A 13,060-nucleotide genomic window follows, 5' to 3' on the forward strand; every position below is an offset into this window, starting at 1 on the left:
CGGGCCGGCGAGGCGATCAACGACCGGCCGAGGCGGGCGGCGAGGTTGTTCGCTACCACTGCTCGCGCCGCTTATCCGCGTCTCGGAACGTATAGAGGCCCATGGGCATACTTAAACCGCCGGGGCCGCGTTGTGCCTCCCGTCTTCCCTCCTCGGCATGGACCCCAAGCGACAAATAGATGAGGGCAGCGCGCGATAGCTTAAGTTGGCGCAGCGCGCGGGCGGTGAGATTAGTAAAGTCTATGTCGTAAAGACCCGCCGTCGGCTTGCGCTTGGAAAGGGCCATGTCCTCCAAGATGTCGTCGTGCACTGAAACGAACTTGTGCTCGAGGTGATTGCGCAGCTCGTAAAGTTCCCGGGCATCCGTCGTGGTGACGGATTTGAAGGCGTCGTCGAAGATGTCCTTCGACAGCCAAAAGAGTCCACAAAGTGGCCAGTTGCCAGCGTCAACAAAGAAAGGATGAAGTTCTTTGTCCTTCTTGTTGGGCGACGCGAACCACACGTTTCGAAAGGATACCTGACGCTCAGGGTGGCCCAAAGAAAGGTAAGCATTGAGGAAGTAGCCGACTTTGTCGAGGATGGCGTAGGCGGTTCGAAAAGCTAGCTTGGCCCGCTCGACAGCGAACCCGAAAGCCGGAAAATCGAGGGTGTCGTGCAACAGCACGCCTCTGTCAGAGAAGTGAACGTGTCGGGAGGTAAGGGCCTCGTAGAGCGCGTACCGGGCAGTCACATATTCCTGTTTCAGAAGATTGTATTGCCGGATGGCCAACGGCGGACCGAAGTTTTGGCGGTCAAGGCCAACCTCCACGAGAGTCGGGAGAGTTAGGGCATCGTGAGCCGCCACCGGGTCCGCGCAGATGTCATTGAGCGGACTAAGGAATAGGCGCTCGGCGAGACACCACTGCCGATAGGCACGCTCGTCTTTTGACCGACCGAGGGAAAATCGACGACCCGTCATCGTGCGTTCGACGGCCTCGACATCGATCTGGCGGTCGATCGAGGCTCCGTACTCAGCGAAAGTCTTGAGGGCTGGTTCTAGTCCCTCGCTCTCAATCAGGGCATCGTCAGCCACGGCGAAGCCAAAGGACCGGCGAGCGGCTGTGGCGATCAGAGCGGCATGACCGGAATCGTAAAGCCGCCCGGAATACCAAGCGAGCCCGATCCCCCGGTTGCCGTTCGCCATAGCCATCTTTGGCACCAAGGCGAGTGCCTGATCCCATGCCTCGATGGCCTCGACGAAACGTCCGATGTGATTGAGAAGGTTGCCGTGATTGGTGTGGATTTGGGCTTGTTGAACGGTGTGCAACTGAATGAAGCCCGCGTGGGTAACGGCGCTTCGTATGGCCAGTAGTTCGTTGTCGATCGCTTCGGAGACCCAGGGCCAACCTTGGGGCTGGATGTGGCGGCGCCCGCTCCAAGCGTTAGCCCGAAAATACTGAAGCCGAGCGCCGTTGGGTGGCGATAGCGGGCGAGTCACAAGTTGATCTATGAGTGCCAGTGCCTGTGAAAGAGCTTCGTCGTCTCCCTCATCAGACGCGAGATCGACTATCGACGCGACGAGGTTCATAGACTCGCCTTCGTCGAGGATCGGCAGATCTAGTTCCAAAAGATCGTCGAGAACGGGAGAGCGCATACTTGGCCTCTTACCGGAACAGCGAGTGTGTCATCCAGTAACCCTTGTCCCGAACCGAAGCCTCGCCCGCTACTGCGCCGTCCAGCCGCCGTCGATCGAGAAGCTGGCCCCGTTGGCCGAGGCCCCCAGATCGCTGACCAGATACAGGAAGATGCCGGCCAGTTCGTCCGTGGTGACGAACCGTTTGGTCGGCTGCGAGCCGAGGATTACATCCTTCAGGATCGCCTCTTTCGACATGCCGCGCGTGCGGGCCTGATCGGCGATCTGCTTTTCGACGATCGGCGTCTCGACGAAGCCGGGGCAGATGGCGTTGCAGGTGATGTTGTCCTGGGCCAGTTCCAGCGCCACCGTCTTGGTGAAGCCCAGCACGCCGTGTTTGGCGGCGACATAGGCTGACTTGAACGGGCTGGCGACCAGGCCGTGGGCGCTGGCGATGTTGACGATCCGGCCGCGGCCCTGGGCCTTCATGATCGGGATCGCCGCCCGCGTCGCATAGAAGGTCGACGACAGGTTGATGGCGATGATCTGTTCCCATTTGTCGGACGGGAAATTCTCGACCGCCTCGACGTGCTGCACCCCGGCGTTGTTGACGAGAATGTCGAGCCGGCCGAGTTCGCGACGGGCGAAGGCGACCATGTCGGCCACCTCGTCGCCCCGGCGCATGTCGGCCGCGTGGTAGCGGACCCGCACGCCGCAATCGGCTTCGATCCCGGCCCGGGTCGCCTCGATCTCGGCCGGGTCGCCCAGGCCGTTCAACACCACCTCGCCGCCGCACGCGGCGACCGACCGGGCCAGCGCCAGACCGATGCCCGAGGTCGAACCCGAAATCACCGCGACCTGACCCTTGAGGTCACCGATATCGCGAAAAGGTGCCTGTCCGGCGTCGGAGCCGTCGCCGCGTTTGGGCCAGTGAAACATGGAGGTGTCGTCCGTCTTGTCTTGAGAAGTCAGCCTAGCCTTTCGCGGTCGCGAAGGCGACAGGTCCGGATCAGTTATTTCCTGATCGGGTGAATATCCAGTCAGTGGCTGTGGAGGCAAGCTTGTCGAAGCGATATCCGTCGCGGTTAAAGGCCTTCAGACCCTCGCTGCGGTCGATACGCTCGTCGATGGCGAAGCGGGCCATCCCGCCCCGCGCCTTCTTGGCGAAGAAGGAGATGATGCGGCTTTCGCCGTCCTTTTCCTCGCGGAAATGCGGGGTGACCACCGGCAGTTTCAGGGCCCGGGCGTCGACGGCTCCGAAATATTCCTGGCTGGCCAGATTGATCAGGACGGGATCGGTGTGACCCTCGGCGTCGGCATTGAGCTGCTGCGAGATACGGTCACCCCAGAAGTCATACAGGCTGCCGCCGCGCCGGGTCTTGAGCCGGGTGCCCATTTCCAGCCGATAGGGCTGGATCCGGTCCAGCGGACGCAGCAGGCCGTACAGACCCGACAGAATGCGCACCCGGTCCTGGGCCCAGGCCAGGCCGGCGGCATCAAGATCGCGCGCCGCGAGACCCTCATAGGTGTCCCCGGCGAAGGCCAGGGCGGCCTGCACGCCCAGATCGTCGGCTGGCTCGGGATCGAAGGCCTGGAAACGCTCGCGGTTCAGGTCGGCCAACTTGTCCGAGATCGACATCAGCCGGCGCAGGTCGGCCCGGGTCAGTCGACGGGTGGCCTTCGACAGGGTGGCCGTCTCCCCGGCGAATCGCGGGGTAGTTGCGGGCAGCGACGGCGCGACGTCGGTAAAATCCAGCCGCTTGGCCGGGGACAGGACGATCAGCAAGGCGAGGCTCCGGGCGGCGAGGGCCGTCACATAGGCGGATTTGACGACGAATTGAACCGGGGGTGCGACGTCATTGCGCCGGAACACCTGGGGATGGCGAGGGTTGATCCTGTATCCCCACAGCAAGGAGCGCGTTCCATGACCAAGGGCAAAGAGACCCCAACCGAGACCCAGAAGGACCTGGCCGAGAAGGCGATGGCCCTGAAGGCCGCTGCCCCCGACCCGTCCCATCCTGATCCCGGCCGGACGGCGGACGAGGGCATGACGGCGACCCCGCGCGGCGGCATCGCCCCCTCGGGCGCGTTCGGCGCGGAGGGGCAACGCCCCGTGCTGGAACGGTCCCGCAAGGTCCGCTGACGGCCTTTCGGAACGACAGACGAATCCCTCTCAATAACGACGGAAACACCATGCAAATTCAGATCAACACGGCGAACAATATCGATGGGCGCGAGGCCCTGGTTTCGGCAGTGGAAGCGGATGTCCGCGCCGGCCTGTCGCGCTTTGGCGACCGGTTGACCCGGCTCGAGGTTCATATCGGCGATGAGGCCAACGGCCACAGTGGACCCGCCGACACCCGCTGCATGATGGAGGCCCGCCCACAGGGTCAGGGCCCGCTCACCGTCACCGATCACGCGGCCACCCCCGACAAGGCCGTGAGCGGTGCGCTGCGCAAGATGACCACGGCGCTGGACCGCGAGTTCGGCAAACAGGACACCCGCCGGGGCCACTGACGCCCTTTGCCGGCTCCGCGGCCTGTTTGATGGCGAATTGAACCTCGGGAGCGATTGTTGTTAACTGGCTCCCGGTCCCACTGGCCCGGGAGTCGTGACGATGACGCAGAGACGACTGGCGCGCGGGGACTTCCTCGGCGCGCTGAGGAAGTCCGTCTCAGGTGGCGGGTTTTGTGTCGAGCTGCGCATCGCCACCCTGCCGCCTGAGGCCGTCGTTGAGCATGCCCACGACGAGGCCCATTTTATCCTGCCCTTCGACGAGGGATATCGCAGTCTTGCGGGACAGGACGGGCGCGGTGGCCCGATCAGGGCAGGGGGGCTCATCTACAATCCACCCGGTACCACCCATCAGGACTGTTTCGACGAGGCGGGCGGACGCTTCCTGTCCGTTTCTATCCCTGTGACCTCTGAGATCGGTGGAGATCTGCCCGTCCTGCTGGATGACGTGGTTTCGACGGCGGCAGTGCGCCGACTGGTCGGGGGTTGTATCCGCTTCGCCCCGGGCGACGAACTGGCATTGGAAGACCACGCGCTGGCCATGGTCGCGGTCGCCGCCCGGCGCTCGTCGGCACGACGGGGGGCTCCGCCTGACTGGCTCGAAACCGCGCGAGTGATGATTGCCGACCTCGCCGGCAATCAAGGGCTGGAAGTGCGCGGCATCGCGGCGGCGGTCGGCGTCCACCCCGTGCATCTCGCGCGCGCCTTCCGACAGTGTTTCGGGATCAGCCCGGGCGATGCGATCCGCCGCCGCCGGGCCGACATCGCCATGGCGGCGCTGGCGCGGGGGCTTCGCCCGGTCGAGGCAGCGAATGCCGCCGGCTATGCAGACCAGAGTCATATGACCCGCGAGCATGGCCGCATCTATGGCGTCAGTCCGATGACCAGCGCGGCCGCCCTGGCCTGAGAATGTTTCACGGGTTCAAGACAGTGGGGTCCCAACGGCGCCATTGAACCGGTGAAACCGGAGTGTCTCATGCGTAATCTCGTCCTCGCCGCCTGCCTGTCCCTGCTCGCCGCCGCGCCCGCCTTGGCCCAACAGGCCAATGACTGGCCGATTGTCGCCCCTGCGGAGGGCACCGCGACCGCCGCCGCCTTCAACCGGATGGACACGGCGGTGCGGGCCGGTGAGTTCCAGACGATCACCAGCGTGCTGGTCTCCCGGGACGGTCAGGTCGTCCATGAGGCCTATTTCGATGACGCCGGGGCCGAGGGACGGCGCAACACCCGCTCGGCCACCAAGACGGTGACCGCCATGTTGATCGGGGCCGCCATCGCGGAGGGCTCGATCAGCGGTGTCGACGCCCCGGTCATGCCGTTCATCGCCAGCTACGGGCCGTTCGACAATCCTGACCCGCGCAAGGCGCAGATTACGGTTGAGGACCTGCTGTCGATGAGCTCGCTGCTCGAGTGCGACGACCAGAACCAGTTCTCGCGCGGCAATGAGGAGCGGATGTATCTGATCGAGGACTGGGTGAAATTCGCCTTCGACCTGCCGATCCGCGGTTTCCCTGCCTGGATCCCCCGGCCGGAGGATTCCCCCTATGGCCGGTCGTTCAGCTATTGCACGACCGGGGTGACCACCCTGGGGGCCGTGGTCCAGTCGGCGACGGACAAGCCCCTGCCGACCTTCGCCAGCGAAGTGCTGTTCACCCCTCTCGGCATTTCCGGCGAGGAATGGCAGTTCTCGCCGACTGGTCTGGCCCAGGGCGGCGGCGGCCTGGGTTTGCGCAGTCGTGACCTGCTCAAACTGGGACAGATGATGCTGGACGGCGGTCGCTGGAACGGGCGTCAGGTGCTGCCGCAGGCTTGGGTGACTGCGATGACCACGCCCCACGCCTCGGTCGGCGAGGATCGCGGAGACTATGGCTATCTGACCTGGCTGCCGGCCTACACGGTCAAGGGGCAGAGCTACCCGGCCTGGGCCATGGCCGGTTCGGGGGGAAACAAGGTGGTCATCGTACCCGCGCTGCAGGCGGTCGTGGTGGTGACGACCGAGAACTATAACGTCCGCAACCCGCACGGCATCGCCGACACCCTGATCAGCGAGCACGCGCTCGCTGCACTGGTTCCCTAGAACAGCACGGCCGGGTTCATGATCCGCTGCGGATCGATGGCGGCCCGGATGGCCTGCATGGTGGTGATCTCCAGCGGTGACTTGTAGCGCCGTGCCTCGTCGGTCTTCAGCCGGCCCAGGCCGTGTTCGGCGCTGATCGAGCCGTCATAGCGGGCGACGATGTCGTGGACGATCTGCGAGCCTTCCTCCCAGCGCGCGAGGAAGGCTTTCAGGTCGCCGCCGAGCGGGCACAGCACGTCGTAGTGCAGGTTGCCGTCGCCGACATGGCCGAAGGCGCTGACCCGGGCCCCGGGGTGGAAGCGTTCGACCGCAGCCGTGGCCTCTTCCAGAAATTCGGCGATGCGTGAGACGGGCACCGAGACGTCATGTTTCCAGCCGCCGCCCTCGGGCTTCTGGGCCGCCGACTGTTCTTCGCGGACCTTCCAGAAGGCGGCGCGCTGGGCGTCGTTCTGGGCAATGGCGGCGTCGCTGATCAGGCCGGTCTCGAAGGCGTGGGTCAGCAGCCGCTCCATCGCCGCATCGGCCGCGCCGGGCTCGCCGGAAACCAGCTCGATCAACACAGACCAGGGCGGCGTGCTGTCCAGCGGCTCACGCGTGTCGGGGATATTGGCCAGCACGAAATCCATGCCGATCCGCTTCATCAGTTCGAAGGCCTCGACCCCGCCGCCGGTCTCGGCCTTGGCGCGGGCCAGCAGGTCGATGGCGGCGGCCGGGTCGTCAAGGCCGACCACGGCGGTGGCGCGGGAACGCATGACGGGGAACAGTTTCAACGTGGCAGCAGTGATCACCCCCAGCGTACCCTCGGCCCCGATCAGCAGCTGTTTCAGATCATAGCCGGTATTGTCCTTGCGCAGCCGCTTCAGGCCGTTGAACACCTGCCCGTCGGGCATGACCGCCTCGATGCCCAGCACCAGATCGCGCATCACGCCATAGCGCAGCACGGCCGTGCCCCCGGCATTGGTCGAGATGACGCCGCCGATGGTGGCGCTGCCTTCGGCGGCGAGGCTGAGCGGGAACATCCGGTCAACGGCGGCGGCGGTCTGCTGCGCCTCCAGCAGGGTCACGCCCGCCTCGAGCGTCATCGCGTCGTCCAGCGGGGTGACGTCGCGCACCGTGCGCAGCCTGCGCGTCGACAACAGCACCTCGCCGAACGGGATCTGGCCGCCGACCAGTCCGGTATCGCCGCCCTGGGGCACCACAGCGACGCCGTGTTCGGCACAGACGGCCACGGCCCGGGCCACCTCGGCGGTCGAGCGCGGCGTCAGCATCAGCGGTGTGTGACCGCTCCAGCGATTGCGCCACTCGGTCAGCCACGGGGCGATCTCGGCCGGATCGTCGGTCCAGCCGCCGTCACCGACAGCGGACTTCAGGGCGGCGAGGGCGGTGGGCGAGGGGGAGGGGGAGGCCATGCTCCTGTTGTGCCAAGGCCGCTCGGCTTGCGCCAGAGTGGATCGCCGGTCGGGAAGGGATCGGGGCGACAGGTCCGGGGCGGACCGGCTAGAGGGGAGGGATGACGTTGCCCCTGCCAGCCCCCGTGCCCGCCGTCGGCGTCGTCTGCCTGCGCGGCGACCATGTGCTGCTGATCCGGCGCGGCAAGCCGCCGATGCTGGGTAGCTGGAGCCTGCCCGGCGGGCGGATCGAACCGGGCGAACGGGCCGTGGACGCGGCCCTGCGCGAACTGGCCGAGGAGACCGGGGTGGTGGCCGATCTCACCGGCCTGATCGACGTGGTCGACGGCATCTTTCCGGACTCGGGCCGCCACTTCTTGCTGATCGACTATGCGGCACGCTGGCTCTCCGGCGAGCCTGTGGCCGGCGACGACGCGCTGGAGGCGCGATTCGTGCCCCTGTCCGAGGTCGACGGCCTGGTCAGCTGGTCCGAAACCCGCCGCGTCATCGCCGAGGCTGTCCGAATGATCGCCGTCCCAAGTTTGGGACGCTGAATCCGTCCAACCTGGGGCAGGATGAGTCTATTCGGCATCGGGCCGGAAGGAAAACATAATGCACTTCAAGACAATGCTGGCCGCTCTTGCCGTATCCGCGATGCTGGCTCCGGCGGCCATGGCCCAGACGGAATCGGTCGACTTCACGCTGAGCAATAAAACGCGCCACACGATGATGACGCTGTATCTGTCGGTTCCGTCGACCAACAACTGGGAAGAGGACATCCTCGGCGAGGACGTGCTGGAAGCCGGCGAAAGCATGACCGTTTCGATCGACGACGGCCTCGAGGCCTGCGTTTACGATATTCGCGCCGATTTCGATGACGGCGACTCGGTTCAGGTCCGGCGGGTCAATTTCTGTGAGTTGGACGGCGAAGAGCTGGTCATCCGCTAGACCGTTCCTGTTTCAGGTCGAATCGATCTGGATTCAGAAAATGCTCCGGTTTCGACCTGGAGCGACAATGAACAAGGGGCGGTTCCGGCGGGGCCGCCCCGATTCATTACGGCGATGTCATGTTGAGCGATTCCGGTTTCGGTGGCGTGGGAACCGCCCGGGGGATACCCTTGGTCGCAACTGGAGGACGACATGAGTTATTTTGCTATCGCCTTGGTGGTTCTGGCCTTTGTGCTGCTGTTCAGCGTGGTCAAGATCGTGCCGCAAGGCCGTGAATTCACAATCGAACGTTTCGGTCGCTATACCCGCACCCTGAAGCCCGGCATCACCTTCCTGGCCCCGTTCATCGAGCGCACGGGCCGGCGCATGAACATGATGGAGCAGGTCCTGGACGTGCCCCAGCAGGAGGTCATCACCAAGGACAACGCCATGGTGAAGGTCGACGCCATCGTCTTCATCCAGGTGATGGATGCGGCTGCCGCCGCCTATCGGGTCGAGAACCTGCCCTATGCCATCACCCAGCTGTGCTCGACCAATCTGCGGACCGTGGTCGGTTCGATGGATCTGGATGAGGTGCTGTTTCAACGCGACAACATCAACTCGCGCCTGCTGACGGTGATCGACGCCGCCACCGAGCCGTGGGGCGTCAAGGTCAACCGCATCGAGATCAAGGACCTGACCCCGCCGGTCGACATCACCAACGCCATGGCGCGTCAGATGAAGGCCGAGCGTGAGCGTCGCGCCGTCATCACCGAGGCCGAGGGCGAGAAACAGGCCGCCATCGCCCGCGCCGAGGGGGCCAAGCAATCGGCCATCCTGCAGGCCGAGGGTCGTAAGGAAGCCGCCTCGCGCGACGCCGAGGCGCGTGAGCGTCTGGCCCAGGCCGAGGCCAAGGCGACGGAGATGGTGTCCAACGCCATCGCCGCCGGTGACGTCAACGCCATCAACTACTTCGTCGCCCAGAAATACGTCGAGGCCTTCGGCGAACTGGCCCGCAACACCACGGCCAAGACCGTCATCGTGCCCGCCGAAATGGGCGCGCTGGTCGGCTCCATCGCCGGCATCGGCGAACTGGTCGGCCTGGCCCGTGGCCAGCAGGCGTCGCAGCAGGGACGTCGCGAGACGGCTCCCGCTCCGGCTCCGGCCACGACCCGTTCGGCTCCGCCCGTCCAGACCCGCGCTCCGCGCCGCCCCGGCGGTTCGGTGCCGACGACGGAGTAGGTCATGACTCCGATCATCGATCTCTACATCGCCCAGCCGTTCTGGATCTGGCTGGGCGTCGGCGTCCTGCTGCTGGCCGTCGAGGCGGCCTTCTCGACCGAGTGGCTGCTGTGGCCGGCGGTCTCGGCCGGGGTCGTGGCCGTGCTAACGGCGCTGGGCCTGCGCTGGGGGTTCGGCATCGAACTGGGCATCTTCGCCGCCCTGACCGTGGTCTCGACCCTGCTGTCGCGCCGGTTGATCCAGCGCGTCAATCCGAGCGATTCGCCGGACATCAACGATCGTGATCTGCGGCTGGTCGGGCTCAAGGCCCAGGTGGTCGAGGCGTTTATCGACGGCCGCGGCCGGGTCTTCATCTCCGGGTCCGAATGGCCGGCGATGATCGACGGAGCCCAGCCCCTGGCCGGCGAGACTGTGATCGTCGATTCGGTGGCCGGTCCGATGCTGAAGGTGCGGGCGCTCTAGAAGGCGGTTCGCGACGGCGGACCTTCCGGACATCGGTTTCTAAGGGGCCGGGAACATGGGTTCGCAGTTTTTGTCATCGGGCTATTGAGTGATCACTCAAACTACCCATATGCAGTCGGCAACACGCGAAACAGGCCCGACCGGGCCGCGCCAAGGAGCCACTGATGACCGACTTCACCCTGTACGACGAAACCAACGCCCCCGACGGCAGCAAGGCCAGTCTCGCCGAGTCGAAAGCCGCATTCGGCATGATCCCCGGCCTGCACGCGGTCATGGCCGAGTCTCCGGGTCTGCTGGAGGCCTACAAGCGGGTCCATGAGTTGTTCATGGCCTCCAGCTTCGACAACGATGAGCTGACCGTGGTCTGGCAGACGGTGAACGTCGAGAACGGCTGCCACTACTGCGTTCCCGCCCATACCGGCATCGCCAAAAGCATGGGCGTGGACGACGCGATCACCAACGCCCTGCGCGATCAGACTCCCCTGCCGAATGCCCGTCTCGAGGCGCTGCGTGACTTCACCCTGAAGCTGATACGCGACCGCGGTAATGTGGATGACGCCTCGGTGCAGGCGTTCCTGGATGCCGGCTTTACCCGGCAGAGCGTTTTCGACGTCATTCTGGGCTATTCCCAGAAGGTGATGTCGAACTACACCAACCATCTGGCCCGGACCCCGGTCGACAAGCCGTTCGAGAAATTTGCCTGGCAGAAAGCAGCGTGATGCAACGGCGGCCCGGCCTGCGCGCCGGGTCGCCGATGGCCCCTGGTCCGGCCACACTGGAGATACCGAGAGCGATATGACGCGCGCCGCCCCCTATGACCGTGACGCCGCCCTCGACGCGGCCATGGCCCTGTTCTGGACCAAGGGCTTCCACGCGACCTCGCTCAAGGATCTGGAAGCGGCGCTGAACATGAAGCCCGGCAGCATCTATGCGGCGTTTTCCAGCAAGGAGACCCTGTATCTGCTGGCGCTGGACCGCTATTTCGATACCGCCCTGGCCGGGTTTCAGGCCCAGATCGCCCGGGCGACATCTCCCCTCGAAGGCCTGGCGGATCACATCCGCTCCTATGCGACCCTGGCCCCGGATGACGCCGCCCGGCAGGCCTGCATGTTGACGAAGACTTTGGTCGACACCCGCAATACCGACCCGATTATCGCGGATCGGACCCGCGCCCATCTGGCTACCATGTGTCGGCAATTCGCCCGGCTGTTCGAACAGGCCCGGGCCGAGGGGGCCTTGCCGGCCGATGCGGATGTCGACCGGTTGGCCCGCCGCTACCAGGCCAATGTCACCGCCCTGCGCCTTGAACTCCATCTGGGGACGGGACAGGCCGACATCGCCGCCCTGGCTGAGGACATGGCGCGCGAAACCCTGCAGGCGGGCAGGGCGCTCTAGGCGCGCTTCGCCGCCAGCACCTCGTCGACGCCCCGGTTGGCCAGGGCGTCGGCGCGGTCGTTCAGTTCGTGGCCCGAGTGGCCCTTGACCCAGCGCCAGTGGACATTGTGCCGCTCGCGGGCGGTGTCGAGCCGCTTCCACAGGTCCTCGTTCTTGACCGGCTTCTTGTCGGCCGTCTTCCAGCCGCGCGCCTTCCAGCCGTGGATCCACTGGTCGATGCCCTGCATCACATATTTGCTGTCGGTGTGCAGCTCGACCTTGCAGGGGCGCGACAGGGCCTCCAGCGCCATGATGGCGGCGGTCAGCTCCATGCGGTTGTTGGTGGTCAGGACCTCGCCGCCCCACAGGGTCTTCTCGTGGCCCTGGCCCGTCTGCAGGATCGCGCCCCAGCCGCCGGGCCCGGGATTGCCCTTGCAGGCACCGTCGGTGTGGATGATCACGTGAGACAAGCGGAAACTCGCATTTCGTTATAACGAATGTTATATAGGGTGCTGAAAACGAGGCCAGCCATGATTGCGCTCAAGATCACCCAGGTCGGAAACTCCGTCGGCGTCGTCCTGCCCAAGGAGGCCCTGACGGAACTCGGCGCGACCAAGGGCGACACCCTGTACCTGACGCGCTCTCCGGACGGGTCCATGCGGGTCTCAGCCTATGATGACAAGGTCCGGCAGCAGATCGCCCTGGGTGAAAGCCTGATGGACGCGCATCGCGACGTGTTCCGCGCCCTGGCCAAATGAGCCCCTATGAGCCGGTCTGGCTCGAAAAGGCCGCCCTGATCGCCCTGCACGACCGAACGCTGGCGCTGCATGGTGGCCCGGTCGGGTTGCGCGACGAAGGCCTGCTCGACTCGGCCCTGAAGCGGCCCATCCACCGCCGCGTCTATGACAATGAAGCCAGCCTCGCGGTGCTGGCGGCGACCTATGCCGTCGGTGTCGCCTCGAATCACCCGTTCGTGGATGGCAACAAGCGCGCGGCCTATCAGGCGATGATCCTGTTTCTGGCCTTGAACGGCGCGCCGCTTGAGCCGGATGCGGTGGATGCGATCCGGACCATGCAGGCCGTCGCGGCTGGTGAGATCGATATCGAGAGCCTCGCGGACTGGATTCGCGCCAACAGCGCGGCGACCTGACGCGTCATTCATTTGGCGTTGCGCCATCAGGTGGCCTATATGGCGAGACAGATTTGACGCGGACCGGGTCGGTCCGTCTGAGGAGAGCGTTACGTGGGCAGTTTGAGCATTTGGCACTGGGCCATCGTGATTATCGTCGTGGCCCTGCTGTTCGGCGGGCGCGGCAAATTGTCGGGCCTGATGGGCGACGCGGCCAAGGGCGTTAAGGCGTTCAAGGACGGCCTTAAGGATGACGACGCCAAGGATGGCCCGTCGGGTGGCACCAGTTCGCTGCCGCGGACCGATGCTGAAAAAGAAGACCTGAAAAGCTAGCC

At 65.3% G+C, this 13,060-nt stretch carries 18 protein-coding genes; 13 read left to right on the forward strand and 5 right to left on the reverse strand.

The annotated features are described in order from the left end of the window. Positions 1-52: 52 nt before the first annotated feature. From AAC067_RS01445 to yaaA, 3 genes are all read right to left on the reverse strand, one after another. Complete coding sequence (locus AAC067_RS01445; protein ID WP_339928824.1) at positions 53-1,633, reverse strand: LA2681 family HEPN domain-containing protein; 1,581 nt, start codon at positions 1,631-1,633, stop codon at positions 53-55. 69 nt (positions 1,634-1,702) lie between these two features. Next, on the reverse strand, positions 1,703-2,551 hold the full coding sequence (locus AAC067_RS01450) for a 3-hydroxybutyrate dehydrogenase (RefSeq protein WP_339928826.1): 849 nt from the start codon (positions 2,549-2,551) through the stop codon (positions 1,703-1,705). Positions 2,552-2,621: 70 nt separating this feature from the next. After that, positions 2,622-3,398 carry a peroxide stress protein YaaA gene (gene yaaA, locus AAC067_RS01455; protein WP_339929752.1) on the reverse strand — a complete coding sequence of 259 codons (777 nt, stop codon included), beginning with the start codon at positions 3,396-3,398 and terminating at the stop codon, positions 2,622-2,624. A 138-nt stretch (positions 3,399-3,536) separates the two neighbouring features. On the opposite strand from yaaA, the gene AAC067_RS01460 reads away from it, so the two are divergent. The 4 genes from AAC067_RS01460 (at position 3,537) to AAC067_RS01475 (ending at position 6,203) form a co-directional block, all read left to right on the forward strand. Next, complete coding sequence (locus tag AAC067_RS01460; RefSeq protein ID WP_339928828.1) at positions 3,537-3,755, forward strand: hypothetical protein; 219 nt, start codon at positions 3,537-3,539, stop codon at positions 3,753-3,755. A 50-nt stretch (positions 3,756-3,805) separates the two neighbouring features. Beyond that, on the forward strand, positions 3,806-4,129 hold the full coding sequence (locus tag AAC067_RS01465) for a hypothetical protein (protein WP_339928830.1): 324 nt from the start codon (positions 3,806-3,808) through the stop codon (positions 4,127-4,129). Between the two features lie 100 nt (positions 4,130-4,229). Beyond that, entirely contained in the window at positions 4,230-5,033 is an 804-nt protein-coding gene (locus AAC067_RS01470) for a helix-turn-helix domain-containing protein (RefSeq protein ID WP_339928832.1), read from the forward strand. Positions 5,034-5,102: 69 nt separating this feature from the next. Continuing rightward, positions 5,103-6,203, forward strand: coding sequence for a serine hydrolase (locus tag AAC067_RS01475; RefSeq protein WP_339928834.1), 1,101 nt, complete (start codon positions 5,103-5,105; stop codon positions 6,201-6,203). Here the strand turns inward: AAC067_RS01475 and AAC067_RS01480 are convergent. Beyond that, positions 6,200-7,612 carry an FAD-binding oxidoreductase gene (locus tag AAC067_RS01480; protein ID WP_339928836.1) on the reverse strand — a complete coding sequence of 471 codons (1,413 nt, stop codon included), beginning with the start codon at positions 7,610-7,612 and terminating at the stop codon, positions 6,200-6,202. The two genes, AAC067_RS01475 and AAC067_RS01480, sit on opposite strands and share 4 nt — an antisense overlap. Positions 7,613-7,713: 101 nt before the next feature. On the opposite strand from AAC067_RS01480, the gene AAC067_RS01485 reads away from it, so the two are divergent. From AAC067_RS01485 to AAC067_RS01510, 6 genes are all read left to right on the forward strand, one after another. Continuing rightward, positions 7,714-8,145, forward strand: coding sequence for an NUDIX hydrolase (locus AAC067_RS01485; RefSeq protein ID WP_339928838.1), 432 nt, complete (start codon positions 7,714-7,716; stop codon positions 8,143-8,145). Between the two features lie 58 nt (positions 8,146-8,203). Next, a complete protein-coding gene (locus AAC067_RS01490; RefSeq protein WP_339928840.1) occupies positions 8,204-8,539 on the forward strand; it encodes a hypothetical protein in 336 nt (111 codons plus the stop codon). A gap of 192 nt (positions 8,540-8,731) precedes the next feature. Continuing rightward, positions 8,732-9,760 carry an SPFH domain-containing protein gene (locus tag AAC067_RS01495; protein WP_339928842.1) on the forward strand — a complete coding sequence of 343 codons (1,029 nt, stop codon included), beginning with the start codon at positions 8,732-8,734 and terminating at the stop codon, positions 9,758-9,760. A 3-nt stretch (positions 9,761-9,763) separates the two neighbouring features. Further along, entirely contained in the window at positions 9,764-10,222 is a 459-nt protein-coding gene (locus tag AAC067_RS01500) for an NfeD family protein (RefSeq protein ID WP_339928844.1), read from the forward strand. 164 nt (positions 10,223-10,386) lie between these two features. After that, the gene (locus AAC067_RS01505; protein WP_339928846.1) at positions 10,387-10,941 is read left to right on the forward strand and encodes a carboxymuconolactone decarboxylase family protein; all 555 of its coding nucleotides are present in this window, start codon (positions 10,387-10,389) and stop codon (positions 10,939-10,941) included. Positions 10,942-11,017: 76 nt separating this feature from the next. After that, entirely contained in the window at positions 11,018-11,617 is a 600-nt protein-coding gene (locus AAC067_RS01510; protein WP_339928848.1) for a TetR/AcrR family transcriptional regulator, read from the forward strand. Here AAC067_RS01510 and rnhA read toward each other — a convergent pair. Next, a complete protein-coding gene (rnhA, locus tag AAC067_RS01515; RefSeq protein ID WP_339928850.1) occupies positions 11,614-12,066 on the reverse strand; it encodes a ribonuclease HI in 453 nt (150 codons plus the stop codon). The genes AAC067_RS01510 and rnhA overlap by 4 nt on opposite strands. Before the next feature lie 60 nt (positions 12,067-12,126). Here rnhA and AAC067_RS01520 point away from each other — a divergent pair, with 60 nt between their 5' ends. The 3 genes from AAC067_RS01520 to AAC067_RS01530 all read left to right on the forward strand — a co-directional run bounded on the left by AAC067_RS01520 (position 12,127) and on the right by AAC067_RS01530 (position 13,058). Continuing rightward, positions 12,127-12,354: an AbrB/MazE/SpoVT family DNA-binding domain-containing protein gene (locus tag AAC067_RS01520; protein ID WP_339928852.1), complete on the forward strand. Its 228-nt coding sequence runs from the start codon at positions 12,127-12,129 to the stop codon at positions 12,352-12,354. Further along, positions 12,351-12,746, forward strand: coding sequence for a type II toxin-antitoxin system death-on-curing family toxin (locus AAC067_RS01525; RefSeq protein ID WP_339928854.1), 396 nt, complete (start codon positions 12,351-12,353; stop codon positions 12,744-12,746). Before AAC067_RS01520 ends, AAC067_RS01525 begins: the two co-directional genes overlap by 4 nt. Before the next feature lie 93 nt (positions 12,747-12,839). Beyond that, positions 12,840-13,058, forward strand: coding sequence for a twin-arginine translocase TatA/TatE family subunit (locus AAC067_RS01530; RefSeq protein WP_339928856.1), 219 nt, complete (start codon positions 12,840-12,842; stop codon positions 13,056-13,058). Positions 13,059-13,060 lie beyond the last annotated feature (2 nt).

The sequence above is a fragment of the uncultured Brevundimonas sp. genome (assembly GCF_963977465.1).
Taxonomy (GTDB): domain Bacteria; phylum Pseudomonadota; class Alphaproteobacteria; order Caulobacterales; family Caulobacteraceae; genus Brevundimonas.

What these genes read in the sequence shown, in the direction of transcription:
- AAC067_RS01445 (WP_339928824.1), bottom strand. Translation starts at nt 1,633, where the DNA reads ATGCGCTCTCCCGTTCTCGACGATCTTTTGGAACTAGATCTGCCGATC.
- AAC067_RS01450 (WP_339928826.1), bottom strand. Translation starts at nt 2,551, where the DNA reads ATGTTTCACTGGCCCAAACGCGGCGACGGCTCCGACGCCGGACAGGCA.
- AAC067_RS01460 (WP_339928828.1), top strand. Translation starts at nt 3,537, where the DNA reads ATGACCAAGGGCAAAGAGACCCCAACCGAGACCCAGAAGGACCTGGCC.
- AAC067_RS01465 (WP_339928830.1), top strand. Translation starts at nt 3,806, where the DNA reads ATGCAAATTCAGATCAACACGGCGAACAATATCGATGGGCGCGAGGCC.
- AAC067_RS01470 (WP_339928832.1), top strand. Translation starts at nt 4,230, where the DNA reads ATGACGCAGAGACGACTGGCGCGCGGGGACTTCCTCGGCGCGCTGAGG.
- AAC067_RS01475 (WP_339928834.1), top strand. Translation starts at nt 5,103, where the DNA reads ATGCGTAATCTCGTCCTCGCCGCCTGCCTGTCCCTGCTCGCCGCCGCG.
- AAC067_RS01480 (WP_339928836.1), bottom strand. Translation starts at nt 7,612, where the DNA reads ATGGCCTCCCCCTCCCCCTCGCCCACCGCCCTCGCCGCCCTGAAGTCC.
- AAC067_RS01485 (WP_339928838.1), top strand. Translation starts at nt 7,714, where the DNA reads ATGACGTTGCCCCTGCCAGCCCCCGTGCCCGCCGTCGGCGTCGTCTGC.
- AAC067_RS01490 (WP_339928840.1), top strand. Translation starts at nt 8,204, where the DNA reads ATGCACTTCAAGACAATGCTGGCCGCTCTTGCCGTATCCGCGATGCTG.
- AAC067_RS01495 (WP_339928842.1), top strand. Translation starts at nt 8,732, where the DNA reads ATGAGTTATTTTGCTATCGCCTTGGTGGTTCTGGCCTTTGTGCTGCTG.
- AAC067_RS01500 (WP_339928844.1), top strand. Translation starts at nt 9,764, where the DNA reads ATGACTCCGATCATCGATCTCTACATCGCCCAGCCGTTCTGGATCTGG.
- AAC067_RS01505 (WP_339928846.1), top strand. Translation starts at nt 10,387, where the DNA reads ATGACCGACTTCACCCTGTACGACGAAACCAACGCCCCCGACGGCAGC.
- AAC067_RS01510 (WP_339928848.1), top strand. Translation starts at nt 11,018, where the DNA reads ATGACGCGCGCCGCCCCCTATGACCGTGACGCCGCCCTCGACGCGGCC.
- AAC067_RS01520 (WP_339928852.1), top strand. Translation starts at nt 12,127, where the DNA reads ATGATTGCGCTCAAGATCACCCAGGTCGGAAACTCCGTCGGCGTCGTC.
- AAC067_RS01525 (WP_339928854.1), top strand. Translation starts at nt 12,351, where the DNA reads ATGAGCCCCTATGAGCCGGTCTGGCTCGAAAAGGCCGCCCTGATCGCC.